This is a genomic window from Acidobacteriota bacterium (genome assembly GCA_026707545.1).
Taxonomy (GTDB): domain Bacteria; phylum Acidobacteriota; class Thermoanaerobaculia; order Multivoradales; family Multivoraceae; genus Multivorans.
On record JAPOWR010000003.1, the window covers coordinates 23,618 to 38,437 of the forward strand.

11 protein-coding genes are annotated in these 14,820 nt (G+C 68.4%); 6 read left to right on the forward strand and 5 right to left on the reverse strand.

From position 1 onward, the window contains the following. Nucleotides 1–55 precede the first annotated feature (55 nt). The gene (locus tag OXG83_14470) at nt 56–1,294 is read right to left on the reverse strand and encodes a serine hydrolase (protein MCY3966237.1); all 1,239 of its coding nucleotides are present in this window, start codon (nt 1,292–1,294) and stop codon (nt 56–58) included. 132 nt (nt 1,295–1,426) lie between these two features. On the opposite strand from OXG83_14470, the gene OXG83_14475 reads away from it, so the two are divergent. From OXG83_14475 to OXG83_14490, 4 genes are all read left to right on the forward strand, one after another. Further along, nucleotides 1,427–2,476, forward strand: coding sequence for a hypothetical protein (locus OXG83_14475; GenBank protein MCY3966238.1), 1,050 nt, complete (start codon nt 1,427–1,429; stop codon nt 2,474–2,476). Then, nucleotides 2,473–3,249 carry an SDR family NAD(P)-dependent oxidoreductase gene (locus OXG83_14480; protein MCY3966239.1) on the forward strand — a complete coding sequence of 259 codons (777 nt, stop codon included), beginning with the start codon at nt 2,473–2,475 and terminating at the stop codon, nt 3,247–3,249. Before OXG83_14475 ends, OXG83_14480 begins: the two co-directional genes overlap by 4 nt. Nucleotides 3,250–3,254: 5 nt before the next feature. Then, nucleotides 3,255–6,182, forward strand: coding sequence for a PEP-utilizing enzyme (locus tag OXG83_14485; protein ID MCY3966240.1), 2,928 nt, complete (start codon nt 3,255–3,257; stop codon nt 6,180–6,182). 310 nt (nt 6,183–6,492) lie between these two features. Further along, nucleotides 6,493–8,841: a VWA domain-containing protein gene (locus OXG83_14490; GenBank protein MCY3966241.1), complete on the forward strand. Its 2,349-nt coding sequence runs from the start codon at nt 6,493–6,495 to the stop codon at nt 8,839–8,841. On the opposite strand, the gene OXG83_14495 is transcribed toward OXG83_14490, so the two are convergent. Further along, a complete protein-coding gene (locus tag OXG83_14495; protein ID MCY3966242.1) occupies nt 8,821–9,450 on the reverse strand; it encodes a hypothetical protein in 630 nt (209 codons plus the stop codon). The genes OXG83_14490 and OXG83_14495 overlap by 21 nt on opposite strands. Nucleotides 9,451–9,555: 105 nt before the next feature. Between OXG83_14495 and OXG83_14500 the strand changes: the two genes are divergently transcribed. Then, nucleotides 9,556–10,287: a TetR/AcrR family transcriptional regulator gene (locus OXG83_14500; GenBank protein MCY3966243.1), complete on the forward strand. Its 732-nt coding sequence runs from the start codon at nt 9,556–9,558 to the stop codon at nt 10,285–10,287. A 51-nt stretch (nt 10,288–10,338) separates the two neighbouring features. After that, on the forward strand, nt 10,339–11,211 hold the full coding sequence (locus OXG83_14505) for an aminoglycoside phosphotransferase family protein (GenBank protein ID MCY3966244.1): 873 nt from the start codon (nt 10,339–10,341) through the stop codon (nt 11,209–11,211). A gap of 41 nt (nt 11,212–11,252) precedes the next feature. Here the strand turns inward: OXG83_14505 and OXG83_14510 are convergent, their stop codons facing one another. Genes OXG83_14510 through OXG83_14520 form a run of 3 tightly spaced genes read right to left on the reverse strand, consistent with a single transcriptional unit; the run spans nt 11,253 to nt 14,817 of the window. Then, a complete protein-coding gene (locus tag OXG83_14510) occupies nt 11,253–12,110 on the reverse strand; it encodes a metallophosphoesterase family protein (GenBank protein ID MCY3966245.1) in 858 nt (285 codons plus the stop codon). Continuing rightward, nucleotides 11,999–13,924: a DUF3604 domain-containing protein gene (locus tag OXG83_14515; GenBank protein ID MCY3966246.1), complete on the reverse strand. Its 1,926-nt coding sequence runs from the start codon at nt 13,922–13,924 to the stop codon at nt 11,999–12,001. Before OXG83_14515 ends, OXG83_14510 begins: the two co-directional genes overlap by 112 nt. A 17-nt stretch (nt 13,925–13,941) precedes the next feature. Further along, nucleotides 13,942–14,817, reverse strand: coding sequence for a D-2-hydroxyacid dehydrogenase (locus OXG83_14520; protein MCY3966247.1), 876 nt, complete (start codon nt 14,815–14,817; stop codon nt 13,942–13,944). Nucleotides 14,818–14,820 lie beyond the last annotated feature (3 nt).

The following is a 14,820-nucleotide window of genomic DNA, read 5'->3' on the forward strand; positions in this document are numbered from 1 at the left end:
GGGGGCCGGTGGCGCGGCGCAGGCCGCGGCCAGGAGGGCCGCGGCGAGGACGCCGCTAGTCCCAGCCGTAGGCGGCGCGGATTCTGGTCGGCAGCTCGATGAAGATGACCGGGTTGGCAACACTGCCGCTGGCCAGGATGACATAGCCGTTACCTCCTTCGAGCGAACCGACGAAGTTGCCGCGGAAGCCCCAGTTGCCGCCGGTGTGTCCGAAGAAGCGGTCCGCTTCTCCGGGCGGCGCGGGACGATGCGGAGTCTCCGAGCCGGTGGTGAAGCCGAGAGCGTAGTGGCCCACGCCTCCGGGTGTCACCATCCTGCGGGTGAACTCGGGGGTGAGGATGCGGTTCGAGCGCCCCTCCAGGGAAAGCTGCACCTCGATCAGGAACTTCGCCAGGTCCGACGGCGTCGTCCAGAGCCCGGCGGCGTAGAGCTCCGGGTAGACGTGCCAGGGCGCGCGGGGCTTGCGGTCGTTCGCGGCACTGCCGGTCGTCGACCCACCGGCCCGCGCCGCGTGGCCGTGGAGTGCCTCCGGCAGGGGCTGGCAGAAGCAACTACGGGTCATGCCAAGCGGGTCGAGGACGGTCTCCTGGAGGATCTGCTCAAACGGCTTGGCCCGAACGTCGCTCAGGGCGAGCTGCAGGATCGTGGAACCGCCTCCCGAGTACTGGTAGCGGGTTCCGGGCTGCCAGCCGACGACGACCGGGTCGGTGTTCGCTGGCGTGTCCTCGCCCTTGCGCCCGAGGACCTCGGGAACGGTCGGCAGTTCGACGCCGGGCTTGTAGCCGGGGAATCCCGAAACTGTGGTGCCGGCCGTCATGCTCAGCAGCATCCGCGGCGTCACCGGGGTCTCGGCTAGCAGCTCGGCATCCTCCTCCAGTCGCCAGGAACGGAGGATCGAGTTGATGTCGTCGTCCAGGCCGAAGAGTCCGTCCTGCACCGCCCGGAGCACCGCCATCGCCGACACCGGCTTGCTGATCGAGGCGGCCTGGAAGAGCGTGTCCGTTTCGGCGAGCGCGCCGGTCGATTCGTCCGCGACGCCCCAGGCCCTGGCCCAGTGCAGCCGGTAGTCCTCGACGACGGCGACGCTGAGCGCGGAGATGCCGTGCTTCTCCATCAGCTCGGCGAGGCTCTTGCCGGCGTCGTCGCTCGACTCAGCCTCGCGCGGCGCCTCGATCCTCGCGATCAGCTCCGCCGGGGCGTCCGTCGCCGCGCCGGGCGGCTGCGCCTGGAGGGGTACGGCGAGAAGGCAAGCCAGCAGGAGGCCGGCGTCCCAACCGGGTAGAACGCGATTCACACGCGGCAGGTTAGCTAAACCGGGCGCCGCAGAGGTCCGGAAGCCGGCCAGAGGGCCGGCGCGCCGACAGATCCCAAATTGAGACACTGTTACAAGTTCGGTACACTGGCGGCCGGAACGAGGGAGGATCGGATGGAGCTTCGAGCGATCTCACGGTCGGCCCTGGCGGCTGCGCTGCTCGCGACGACGGCGCAGTCCGCGGCGGTGGCTCAGGACGCCTGCATCCCCGGCGGCAAGGCGCAGACGATGCCGGAGACGGCGTCCGAGTACGCCGCGATGTGCCTGCCGCACGTCGGCGTGCCGCCGACGGTCGACTGCGGCACGGGCGTGCGCATCCCGATCCACGTCGACGGGGTCGAGGTCTTCGAGAGCCCTGGCTACCGCCAGTGCGACACACCTGACTTCAAGGGCAACTGCAACGTCGGCTCGCGGATCGGCAGGGCGCAGGGAAAGGCGGCCGACGGCAGCCCGCTGGAAGACGTCGTCTGGGCCTGGTTCTGCCGCTCGGCCGGCCGGGAGCTCTTCGAGAGGGGCATCTCCTCCGTCCAGATGATCGGACACAACAAGACGACGGGCGCGACCTGCTTCTTCGAGTCGCCGGACGGGAAGGGCGACCTCATACAGGCCAGGGAGTACCTTCACATGGACGACCGGGGCCTGCTGGCCGGGAAACTGCCCGGTCCCGAGGACGACGACTTCGACCGTGCCTGGATTCCGCCGCCGCCCGGCGTCCAATGCGCCCAGTGCCACCAGAACAACGCCTTCCTGCACGACCCCTGGATCGACGGCGCCAGGCTGCCGTCCAACCCCAGCGAAACCGTCCTCCCCGGATGGGTGGATCCTGACGCGCCCTACTGGGTGGTCGGCGGAACGCACTGGGACCTGCGGACGCCCTACATCGAAGGCAACGCCTGTCTCGACTGCCACCGGGCGCCGACCAGGACGGCCCGCCTGCTGGAGGGCGGCCAGGTCCACGTGAACGGCTTCATGCCGCCGCGCCGGCCAGGCAGCCTGAAGGACGACTACGCGGCGCTGCTCGCCTGCCACGACGACGGCCCAGGGAACACGCCCGGCTGCGACTGGCTGATCCCGCCGGGCGGGGGCTGCGAAGCGCGCATCGTTCCCGGAACGCCCGGAGACGGCGCGGGCGGCGGCATCACGACCGGGAGAGTGAAGGAATGACCAAGCTCGACCTGACGGATCGCGTCGCTATCGTCACCGGCGGCGCCGGCGGCATCGGCACCTGTATCGCCAAGATCTACGCCGAGGCGGGGGCGAGGGTCGTCGTCGCGTCGCGCAAGAAGGAGAACCTGGACGGCGTCGTCGGCGAGATCGAGTCGGCCGGCGGAACCGCCATGGCCGTCGGCTGCGACATCACGGTCCCTGACCAGGTCGACGCGTTGATCGCGGAGACCGTCGGCGCCTTCGGGCGGCTCGACGTCATGGTCAACAACGCCGGCGGGGGCGCCACGCCGCGCATGCCCGAGGACACGCCCTACGACGAGTGGCAGCGCATCGTCGACCTGAACCTGACCGGCACCTGGCTCTGCTGCATCGCCGCCGGCAAGCAGATGATCGAGCAGCAAAGCGGCAACATCATCAACATCTCGTCCGTGGCCGGCACCAAGGGCCACCCCGGCATGCTCCACTACTCGGCGGCCAAGGCGGGCGTGATCAGCCTGAGCAACAACCTGGCCTTCCAGTGGGCGAAGCACAACATCCGCGTCAACTGCGTGGCGCCCGGGTTGATCGCGACGCCCGCGATGGTGAAGTGGGGCGTCATCCAGCCGGCCGAGAAGGAAGACGGCACGCCCGTGCCCCGCCTCGAGCGACCGCCCGACCCCGAAGACGTCGCCGACCTCTGTCTCTTCCTGGCCTCGCCGGCCTCGGACCTGCTCACCGGCGAGGTGATCCCGATCCGGTCCTGGACGCGGCTGGACCGCTTCTGGAACTGAGATCGATGGACCAGCTCTCCGCCACGGCCGCATCCTTCGTCCGGCCGCTCGACACCTGCGACGACGACCTCGACCTCCTGGGCGGCAAGGGCCGCTCGCTGGCGCGGGCGGCGAACGCCGGCTTCGCGGTGCCGGGCGGCTTCCAGGTCACGACAGCCGCGTACCGGGAATTTGTCGCGGCGAACGGTCTGCAGCAACGGATCGTCGAGTTGGCCAAGCCCGAACTCGTGAACGGCGCCGTCTCGTTCGACCGGGCGTCGGCGGCGATCCAGGAACTCCTGGCCTCGCCGGCCCTCTCCGACCTCGCGGCCGCCGAGATCGCCGCCGCCTACCGAGGTCTGGGAGCTTGCGCCGCAGAACGCAGCGAAGCGAGTTCGCGGCGAAAGCTCCCGGGCCAGGACGGGATGGGCCGAAACACCGAGCCTGCGAGGGATTTCGGGGCGCTCAAGCCCGCGAACCCGCCGGTCGCGGTGCGCTCGTCCGCCAACGCCGAGGACCTGCCGGAGGCGTCCTTCGCCGGCCAGCAGGACACCTACCTCAACGTGCGCGGCGAGGACGCCGTCGTCCAGGCGGTGCGCGACTGCTGGGCGTCGCTGTGGACCCCCCGCGCGATCGCCTACCGCCACCAGATGGGCATCGACCAGGGCAAGGTGGCGATGGCGGTCGTCGTCCAGATCATGGTGCCGTCGGAGGTCTCGGGCATCCTGTTCACGGCGAATCCGGCTACGGGCGAGCGCTCCGAGGCGATCGTCAACGCCAGCTTCGGCCTCGGCGAGGCGGTCGTCGGCGGACAGGTGACGCCCGACACCTACGTCGTCGACCGCGCGAGCGGCGAAGCCACCGAGACGATCATCGGCACCAAGGAACTGCGGATCGTCCAGGACGGCGACCAGGGAACGCGTCTCGAAGAGATCGACGAGGCCGACCGCGGTCGTTCGTCCTTGTCGCCGGACGCCATCCGCGAACTGGTCGAGCTGGGCGGCCAGGTAGAGGCGCGGTTCGACGGCGTGCCCCAGGACATCGAGTGGGCGATCTCCGGCGGCACGCTCTATCTGCTGCAGTCGCGGCCGATCACGAACCTGCCGCCGCAGCCGATCGAGGTCGAATGGGAGCCGACTCCTCCGGCCCGCATCCTGACGCGCCGCCAGATCGTCGAGAACATGCCGGACCCGATCTGTCCGCTGTTCGAGGAGCTCTACCTGACTGTGGGTCTCGAGAAGGCCCGCGGCGGCAAGAGCATGATGGTGGGCGGCGGTCCGGTGTTCGTCACGATGCACGGATTCGCCTACCAGCGCGGGGACTGGCAAATGCTCTTCCCGGACGGCGACAACACGGAGATCAGGAAGCCGACCGAGGACGAGCTGGAGGCCGCCGAACGCGCCATGGCCGAGCGGCGCAAGGACTCCCCCGCGGAGAACCTCGAGATGGCGGAGCACGACCTGAAGCTGTTTCGGGATGCGCTCGGCGACGAGGACAGCCGCGCCTTCGACGCCTGGGCAGCCTCAGCCGAACTCGGCGAGTCCCTGGCGCAGCGGGTGACCATGCCCGAGAGCCGGAACCCGACCTACGTCGCCTTCAATCGCACCCAGTGGAACGAGGGCGTGCTCAGGAAGTGGAGGGAGAAGACGATGCCGCGCCTGGTCCGGATCACCGGCGAATGGCGCCAGGTCGATCCGGCCACCGCCTCCGACGAGACCCTGCTCCAGGGCATCGTCGACCTGGGCGTGGCCGAGGGCGACTACTGGTCGAACGACACCGGCCACACCTTCGGCGTCGCCAAGTCGACCGACGACCAGCTCCAGTGCTTCCTGCGCGAGACGCTGCCGGACCACCACTTCACGAGCGGCCAGTTCCTGAGCGGCTTCAAGTCGAAGACGATGGAAGCGAACGACGCGATCTTCGAGGTCGCCAGGCGCATCCGGGCCGACGAGTCGCTGTGGGAACTCGTGATGGTGACCCCGGCCTCACGCCTCATGGCCGCGCTCGAGGAGCATCCGGCGAGCGGCCCGGCGCTCGAGGCGATCGACGACTACCTCCAGACCTTCGGGCACCAGGGCTACACGCTCGACTTCGTGGAGCCGCCGCAGAGCGAGGATCCGACCGCCTTCTTCGCCACGCTGAAGACGATGGTCGCCAACCGCGACTACAGCCCGGAGCGGCACGACATCGATGCGCGCCGCAAGAAGGAAGAGGCGCTCGCCCGGATCGAAGAGCTGCTCGACGGCCTGGAGTACTGGCAGTTCCGCTTCCGCCTCTGGTTTACCTACCTCTTCTACCCGATCCGCGAGGAGACGATGTTCTACCTCGGCAGCGCCTGGCCCGTGCTGCGCCCGCTGGCGGCGGAGCTGGGGCGGCGCCTGGTCGAGGCCGGTACCTTCACGCGGCCGGACGACATCTACTTCTGCGTCACGGACGAGATCCGCGAGGCGATCGAGGCCCGCGCGCGCAGCGAAGCCAGGCCCGATCTCGGCGCGCTCGCCGCCGAACGCCGGGAGCTTCGGGAAGCGCGTAAGCGTCTTCACCCGCCGGGCACCGTGCCGCCGGAGGCGAGCGAGCATCCGTCGATCGCCTTCAAGGAGACCCAGGCCCGCAACGACCCGAACAGCTCCACGCTGCGCGGCGTCCCCGTGAGTCCCGGCACCGTCACCGCGCCGGCGAGCCTGATCAAGTCGCCGCCCGAGTTCGACCGGATGCGATCCGGCTCCATCCTCGTGTGCCCGATGACGAACCCCGCCTGGACGCCGCTGTTCGCTCACGCCTCGGGCCTGGTCACCGACATCGGCGGCATTCTGGGGCATGGCTCGATCGTCGCGCGGGAGTACGGCATTCCTGCGGTTGTGGGGACGGGCAACATCACCCAGCGGGTGGCACCTGGGCAGGAGATCAGCGTCGATGGCGATGCGGGGGTCGTGACGCTGCACGAGGAGAGCTGAGGGTCTAGAGCGGTCGCCGCTTCGAAGCTGTGCCCGCGCCTCAAGGCGGTGCCGGCCTTTGGCCGGCCGATCTTTCTGGCCGCCTTCGGCGGCGAGCGGACCAGAAGGTCCGCGCACCCAGAGAGCCGCCCCGATCTCGTGGACTTCTCTACATGCGGATGACATGGCGTCACTGCGAACAATGGGCCTGCAGTAGAGAGTCCCCCACCGGGCAAGGCCGTGCTCTGGGTGCGCGGACCTTCTGGTCCGCTTCCGAGAGACACTGCCGCCGGCCAAAGGCCGGCGACGACCCAGCGATACGCTTCGCCGGATGAAACGTCCTGCCACCCTCGGCGTGCTCTTCCTGCTGCTCTCCGCGAACGGCGCCGCCCACGCACGACAGGAACCCGCGCCAGACACCTTCGCCGAGACGATCGACGTGCGCGTCGTCAACGTCGACGTGTGGGTGTCCGATCGCGACGGCAATCCGGTGACGGGCCTGACGGCCGACGACTTCGAGGTGCGGGAGGACGGCCGCCCGGTGGAACTGTCGAACTTCTTCGAGTTCACGGACGGCCTGGACGCGACCGCGCGGGAGCGGGCGGCGGCCACCTCCCGGGACCGCCGGCCCCGGGAGAGCGACCTGGACCGCTTCATCCCGGCCGAGCCACCGCCGCCGGAGCACCGGCTGAGCCTGATGGTCTACGTCGACAACAACAACCTGACGCCGACGGACCGCAACCGGCTGCTGCCCTTCCTGCGCAACTTCCTGAGCGTCCAGCTCAGCCCGTACGACCGCGCGATGCTCGCCGTCTACGACGCGGGCAGGTTCGAGGTCGCGCTCCCCTTCACCACCGAGGCCTGGCGCGTTGCAGAGGCGACCCACGAGGTCGCGAGGGTCGTCGGCAGCCGCGACCGCATCGAATCGCAGCGCCTGGACATCCTGCGCGAACTCAACCGGGACGACAAGGTTCCGCCCCGCTACAGCGCGGTGGTGGAGCTGATCCGCGACTTCGCCGCGATGATCAGAAGCGAGGTCGACGCCTCGATCGTGAACCTGGAGAACGCAATCCGGACGATGGCGGGCCTGCCGGGGCGCAAGGCCATCCTGTACATCAGCAACGGACTGCCCATGCGGCCGGCGGAGGATCTGTTCCGGGCGCTCGAGGAGAGGTTCGACGATCGGCGCGGGCGTTGGCGCTCCACCAACCAGTCGCCCTTCCGAGACGTCGATCTGTATAGGGACACAAGAGGCATTGACGCCGCGAACGCCTCCCTCGAGGCCTACCAGTACGACCTCTCCCGGCGATTCGACGAACTCGCCTCGCTCGCCAACGCCAACGGCGTGACCTTCCACAGCGTGGCCGCCGCCGGGGCGCGCGTCAGCGGCATGAACACCGCGGATCTCCGCTTCTCCACCAGCATCGAGTTCACGCGTGCCAACAATCTCGAGGAGCCGCTGCTCCGCCTGGCCGATCGCACCGGTGGCCGGGCGATCGTCAACACGCGGAACTTCGCGGGCGGCTTCGACCGCATCGCCAGCGACCTCCAGAACCGCTATTCGCTCGGCTACTCGCCGACCCACATCGAGCGGGGCCGCACCCACCGCGTTGAGGTCCAACTGACCGACGAGGCGAAGCGGCGCTACCGCGGGCGCCTGTCGATTCGCCACCGCGACAGCTACGTCGACAAGCCCATCTCAGCCGAGATGGCGGACCTGACGCTGGCGGCCCTCTCAATGGGAGAGGCCGCCAATCCCATGGCGGTCCGGATCACGCAGGTCCGCCGCCCGGGTAGCGAAGTCCTCCTCGACGGCGGCGACGTTCAGTCGCGGATGCTGGTCACGATCCCGATCGGCCCGCTGACCCTGGCCCCGGTCGCCGACGGTCACGAAGCCCGGGTCCGCCTGTGGGTCCAGGTGATCGACGGAGAGGGCCGCTTTTCCGAGGTGACGGAGCATCCCGTGCCCGTCCTGGTGAAGGAGGGGGAGATCGAAGGGGCGCGGCAACTCTCCTGGCCGTTCGCGGTCGACGTGGTCACGGCGCCCGGGCCGCATCGCGTCGCGGTCGGCGTGCGCGACGACCTCGCCGCCACGACCTCCGTCGTCACGTTCGACCTGGACGCCGGCAACGCCCTGACCGTGGCAGAGGCCGAGGACGACTTCCGCCGCGCGATCGCGGTCATGGACGACGAGGAGTCGCTTGCGCCGCGCTACCGCCTCGCCAGGTTCCTGGTCGACTCCGGCCGCTCGGAAGAGGGCGTCGCCGAGGCCAGGAGCATCCTGGCGATCTCGCCGGAAGGGCCGATCCCGGACCGGGCGAGGATCCTCGTCTGCCACTCGCGCGGTGCGGCAGGGGAGGAGGCCACGAACCCGGCCGAGGACGCCGCGGCCAACTCAGGCCGCAGGCCGGGCGAGATGATCTACCAGGTCGCCCACAAGTACACCGACGACGCGATCCAGGCGGGCGTCGAGGGCGTGGTTGGCCTCGGGGTCAGCATCGACGAGGAAGGTTGCGTCGTCGACGTCGAGGTGCTGGAACGGTTGCCCCACGGTCTCACCGAGAACGCCGTCGCGGCGATGCGACGAGCGGTTTTCCGGCCGGCGATGGAGAACGGCGAACCGGTGGGGTCTATGTACAGGACGGCGGTGCGCTTCGCCCTAGATGCCGAGGAGCTCTAGGAAGCGCCGCTTCTGCTCCTCGCTCATCGCCTCGAAATCCGGCACCGCCATGTCGGTCGTGGGAAAGTCCGCGAACTCCGGGGAGGACATCTGGAGGCTGGCGGCGATGTTGTGCAGGCCGCCGCCTTCCTCCATGCCCTTGCCGAGCGCCATGCCGACTTCCCGGGGCCAGACATGCTTGGGGCCGCCTCCCAGCCCGAGGGGATTCGGCCGCCCGACGAACTCCTCGATCTGCTGGAACATGACCTTCTCCTGGGCCGACCGCCGCATCTGACCCTCGCGGCCGTACCTGGTGCGCGACTGGTTGCAGATCGAGGCCCAGGGGAGCTTGACGTGGAATCCCGGCAGCTCCCGGCACTCCTCCGGGGCGCCGTCGCCACCGGTGATCCGGCCGTCCTTGACCATCAGGTAGTACGCCGCCATCTCGCGGCCATTCTCCAGCAACCGCTCCGGCGCATGGGTGTAGATCTCGGTGGTCGCCGTATCATTAAAAAAAAAAAGATCGCCGTCTTCGAGGAGCTGCACGCCGTACCTGGCGCAGGCCTCGCACCAGGCTTTCGAGCCGAACTCCCCGACCGGCTTCAGTTCGGCTGCGTTGATATCGGTCACTCTCGTTCTCCCTGGCTTCCCGCCGCCACCGCGGCAAACTTGAAACAGTGTAACGTGTTCGGGTGCGCCGACAGACGCGCGTATCATCTCCGGAACTGCCAAGACATGACGAACCCTGAAGCCAAGAATCCCCGGGCCGGCGCAACCATGGGCCGGCGCGAGGCCAACGTAGCGGCGCGCCGCCAGCGCATCCTGGAGTCCGCCCGCTCCCTCCTTCAGGAAGCGGGACCCGAGGGCCTGTCCATGCGCAAGCTGGCCCGTCAGGCCGGACTGAGCGTGACCACCCTCTACAACCTCCTGGGATCCCGCGAGCAGATCCTGCAGGCGTTGATCAAGGACTCGGTGCAGCGTCTCGAGGAACCTGCTCCCGATGCTCGCGCTACGCGCGACCCCCTGCGACGCGCCGTGAGGGCCATGGAGGGCATTCTCCAGTACGTCATCGACAACGGTGACCTGCTGCGGCCGCTCATCGTGGCCGACTTCAGGACCGGCTCCTGGTCGAGACTCGCCCAGCAGGACGAGGCAGCGCACTTCAAGTCGTCCAAGGAAGCGGTCCGCGCCGCGATCACCGAGGCGCTGCACAACGGTCAACTACGGAACGTGGTTGGCCTGGAGTTCCTCGAGGTGCAGCTCCACGTGGGCTGGGAACTGGCCCTCGATCTGTGGGCATTCGGCGTTCTCGACGACGAGGCCTTCCGGCTCAAGAGCCTCAGCGGCTTCTACGTGACCCTGCTCGCCTTCGCCGAGCCGCATGTGCGCCCTGGCATCGAGAAAGAGCTTCGTCGTCTCGAACGCAAGCACTCCTCGGTGGGCGCGCGCCGCAAGCCCGGCGAGTAGCCAGGTTGCCGGGTAGACAGGTTTGAAAGGCCGCCTGGACGTCGTCGGCCTATGGAAGAAGAACTGTTCCTGCGGCGGATACGGGAGGAGTTCCCCGACGTCACCTGGACGTCGCACCGCTGCCTGACGCACGGCTGGGACCATACCGTCCTCGTCCTCGACGAGGCGCTTGTCTTTCGGTCGCCCAAGGCCCAGGCGTACCGGGATGCGCTGGCGAACGAAATCAGGCTCCTTCGCTACCTCCGGCCGGGGGTCGACGTCGGCATTCCCGACTACGTCTACGAGTCCGCGGACGGCTCCTTCGCCGGCTACCCGCTTCTCGCCGGCCGCGAGCTCGACGTCGACACCTTCGGCGGCCTCTCCGACACGGAGAGAGAACGGATAGCGGAACAGCTCGCCACGTTCCTCACCGCGCTCCACGAGACCCCGAAGTCGGTCGTCCGCGAGTGTGGCGTGTCCCTGCAGGACCCGCAGAAGGACCTCGAAGACCTCCGTCGCGACACCGAGGCGCTCGTGCTACCGCGCCTTGCGCCGCGCGAAGTCCGAGTCGTCAGAGCATTCCTCGCCGAACTGGCCGGCGAACTGCGGTCAACGCCTCCGACGTGCCTCGTCCATGGAGACCTGAGCGGAGAACACATTCTCTGGGACGCGGAGAGCCAGCAGGTCAACATCATCGACTTCAGCGACCGCTCCATCGGGGACCACGCCCTCGATTTCGTTGGACCGATGGGGTACGGGCACGACTTCGCCGGACGCGTGCTGGAGCTGTATCGCGGGCGGAAGGACGACGGGTTGCTGAGAAGAGCGCACCTGTACTTCCGCCGCGGGCCACTGGAGACGATGGCTGACGCACTTCAGGGCTATCCGTGCACGTTCGACGAGGGCTACGCGGAGTTCAGGGCGCGGTTCAACATGGAAGACTGACCCCCCTTGTCGAAGGAGGAGTCGCGGGCGAGGAGCTGCAGCTACACGTAGCCCTCTCGCGCAAACCGTGTCCACGGCTCCCGCTCACCGATCCCGTAGCCGCCGAGCAACGCCTTCTTCAGCCACTCCCGGAACTCCGGAAACCCGTCGAGCGGCCGAATGTCGGCGAGCGCTTCGAGCCACGGGCCCGGGTCGTAGTCCACCTGGCAGTGCCGGAAGACGCCGTCCTCGATCAACCCGTAGCAGGCCACCCGCCGGCCGCAGCGCGGCTGGCCGACGCTGCCGGGGTTGATGAACTCCTGGCCACCGATCGACCGGCAGAACTGGATGTGGGAGTGACCGAAGAGCACCATCGGGCAATCCGTGCCCCCTGCCAGGGCGCCCAACCGCTCGTCGGGGGTGTCGGGCAGCGCCTGCCGGGGCTCGTCGGGTAGCACGCCGTGGTGCAGGAACACCCGTTGGCCGCCGACTTCGTACTCACCCTCGGACTTCAGACCACGGAGCAGCTCCCAACCCGCCGGTTCCAGCGTGTCGAGAATCCAGTTCGTGTAGGCCCGCCAAGGAGCCGGCCAGCCCTCGAAGCGCTCCGGCCCGAACATCTCCACGTCGTGATTGCCCTCGATGAGGATCCCGTCGAGATCCGCGAGCAGCGCCATCGTCTCGTTCGGCTGCGGGCCTGAGAGCACGGTGTCGCCGAGGAAGATCGTCGCGTCAACGTCGCTTTCCTTCTCGAGCACCGCCGCGAGCGCCTCGGCGTTCCCGTGCACGTCGGCGAAGACCAGGATCTTCAGGGGCGGTACCAGATCGGCGACGACCAGGCCCGCTCCTGGATCGTGGACGGCATGTCCCGGCGCGGCTCGACGCCCTCTCGCAGCGCATCCCAGGTCGACCAGCGGCAGGTCGGGTTCTCGAGCACCCGCACATAGTAGAAGGCCCGGTGCGCCGGGTTGAAGTCGGGGTCGGTCCACACGCCCCTGAGTTCGTTGGCCCCGACGTCCGCGCTGATGGCGCAGGTGGCGAGATCGACGCTCGCCCCGTTGTCCGGGCAGCGGTGGGTGGCGGGGTCGACGGCCGCGCCGTCCGAACAGGCGACGTCGTAGACCATCTCCTCGCTGTTGCCATCCTCCGACCATCCCTTGATGATCTGCAGCCGGTCGAGCGGAGCGGCGAGAGGATCGCGCAGCGCCCAGGCCGCGAAGGTTGGTGCGGCCCCGTTCGGGGTGGACAGGTCGCCACCCATCGGTACGCCTTCCGCGTAGGCCTTGGGAAGGAAGTCGGGATCCTCGAGATCGGCGCTCGTGGTCCCCGCCCGGGAGAAGAAGCGCACCCGAATGCGCGGACCCGATGTGGCGAAGACCTCCTTGCGCCGAAGGGCCTGGAAGATCGCCTCGCGCGTGTTCTCCTCCGCCCAGACGCCGGCGAGGCCCGATGCGCCCCAGGTGTGGTAGTAGGTGTCGCGGTAGGTCCGGCCGGAGCCGTCGCTGGTGCGCGTGGAGGATCCGGACCGCTCCGAGGGATCGCCGTAGCTGGCGATCACGCCCGTGCCCGGCACCGAACCGCGCAACCGCGGCGTGGCGTCCAGAATGCCCGTCTTGGACCAGTAGTTGTCCTCCTCGAAGGAGCCCCCCGCGACATGGCTGTCGCTCGACCCGATCAGGCCGAATTCGTACGGGTTCGCGACGCCGCCGTCCGCGATCGCAAGGCCCCGTCGATAGGCGTCACGCACGTAGCTGCCTTCCAGCGGCAGACTGAGGACCACGGACCCGATCCTGTACGGCATGATCTCGAATTCGGCCCACTCATCATTGCGCGACAGCGCCGGATGGGTGTCGGAGGTTCCCTTGACCTGGGTGATCTCGACCACCGGCTCGTTGCGCGAGCGCAACTCCGAGTAGGCATCGTCGATCGCACCACCGTCGTAGTACTCGAGCTCGAACATGCGACCCCCTGAGGCGTTCGAGTTGTGCGGAATGGCCAGCGAGTCGATGCCCCGGGCGCGCCACCCGTCCATTGCGGCCCAGAGATCTTCAGGGTTGGAGGAGTCGACGCGGTTGAAGGGAAGTACGGGAGCCGCGGCGCCGCGGAAGATCACGTTGCGGTGCAGGTTGTTTCCCCCTTCGCCGGCAGAGGTGTACTCGTAGCCGATGAAGGCGGTGAAGGTCCCCGGATCGTTGTGCCGGTTGGCGGCCGCCTGGATCTCCTCCCAGGCGTCGCGCACGATCTCCATGTTCAGGTGCTCTTCGGTGCCCGGTTCCGCGTTCCAGTAGGGGCCTACGGCCATGAAGTTGCCGCGTCTCTCATCGGCGGAGCGTGCATTGCGCACGCCCTCGGCGATGGGGTGATCGTAGGCAGGTGAAGAGGGATCGGTCATCGCCGCGAGCATGCCGAGATACCAGCCGTGATCGGCCACGGCCTGAAAGTCGAGTGGCCGGTCGAGTTTCATCTCGAAGCCAGCCGGATGCAGGATCGCGCCGCCCTTGGCGAACTCGTAGGCCGCGTTGGGATCCGCCGTGGTGCCGAAGATGAAGCCGTCGAGGGAGTAGCGCGTGTGGACGTGGAGATCGCCGAAGTAGGCGTTCCGCGTCGGATTGGGTGTCGGGGCTGCGGCGTCGGGCGTGGAGTCCGCCGCCGGCGCCTCGGCTGCCGGCTCCTCGCCGGGGCCGCAGCCGATGAGTAGAAGGGCCGCCGTCAGCAGACCCAACATGCATCTCATGGCCACCCCTGGATTCGTCAGTACCCCAGTTTCTTGTCGATCACGTTACGCAGCGGACGGCCGTTGACGAAACGCTCGATGTTGTCGCGGAAGAGAATGACCCGCCGCTCGATCGAGTGATCGGACACCGTCGCAATGTGTGGCGTGATGACCACGTTGGGCATCGACCAGAGGGGATGACCGTCGGGCAGGGGCTCGGGGTCGGTCACGTCGAGACCCGCCCCACGCACCTTGCCGGAGCGGAGCGCCGCCACGAGAGCGTCGGTGTCGACGATCGCGCCGCGTGACACGTTGACGATGTAGACCCCGTCCTTCATCAGCGCGAACTGCTCCTTGCCGAGCATGCCGCGGGAGGCCGGCGTGTGCGGAACGCTGCTGAAGACGACGTCGGCCTCCGGCAGGAGCTCGTCGAGCTGGTCCGGCGTACCGACATAGTCAAGATCCCGGCCCATGGGAATGTCCTTCGGATCGACCGCGATGACGCGCATCTCGAAGGCCGCCGCGCGCTGCGCGATCTGGCTACCGATGCCCCCCAGGCCGATGATCAGAGCCGTCTTGCCCCGCAGCTCGATGATGGGAAGAGGGTTTGCGCGGTTCCATGTCTCCTGCTTGTTGAAGAAGCGGATGTCGCGAGTGAGAGTCAGGAGCAGGGCAAAGGCGTGATCGGCGATCTCAGGCCCCTGGAGGATCTTTGTGTTCGTCAACACGATGTCCGAAGCCACGAGCTCCTCGAAGCGCACCAGTCTCTCGACCCCGGCGCTCGCGGTCTGCAGCCAGCGCAGGCGCGACCCGGCACGGAGAACCTCGTCGAGGCCGGTTGGTGCCATGGCGATGACGGCATCGCACTGCGCCACTCTCTCCACGAGCTCCGCGTGATCACCGAAACGAATCATGTG

Bases quoted from the DNA above. Each gene is read 5' to 3' on its own strand.
- OXG83_14475 (MCY3966238.1), top strand. From the start codon at position 1,427: ATGGAGCTTCGAGCGATCTCACGGTCGGCCCTGGCGGCTGCGCTGCTC.
- OXG83_14480 (MCY3966239.1), top strand. From the start codon at position 2,473: ATGACCAAGCTCGACCTGACGGATCGCGTCGCTATCGTCACCGGCGGC.
- OXG83_14485 (MCY3966240.1), top strand. From the start codon at position 3,255: ATGGACCAGCTCTCCGCCACGGCCGCATCCTTCGTCCGGCCGCTCGAC.
- OXG83_14490 (MCY3966241.1), top strand. From the start codon at position 6,493: ATGAAACGTCCTGCCACCCTCGGCGTGCTCTTCCTGCTGCTCTCCGCG.
- OXG83_14500 (MCY3966243.1), top strand. From the start codon at position 9,556: ATGACGAACCCTGAAGCCAAGAATCCCCGGGCCGGCGCAACCATGGGC.
- OXG83_14505 (MCY3966244.1), top strand. From the start codon at position 10,339: ATGGAAGAAGAACTGTTCCTGCGGCGGATACGGGAGGAGTTCCCCGAC.
- OXG83_14515 (MCY3966246.1), bottom strand. From the start codon at position 13,924: ATGAGATGCATGTTGGGTCTGCTGACGGCGGCCCTTCTACTCATCGGC.
- OXG83_14520 (MCY3966247.1), bottom strand. From the start codon at position 14,817: ATGATTCGTTTCGGTGATCACGCGGAGCTCGTGGAGAGAGTGGCGCAG.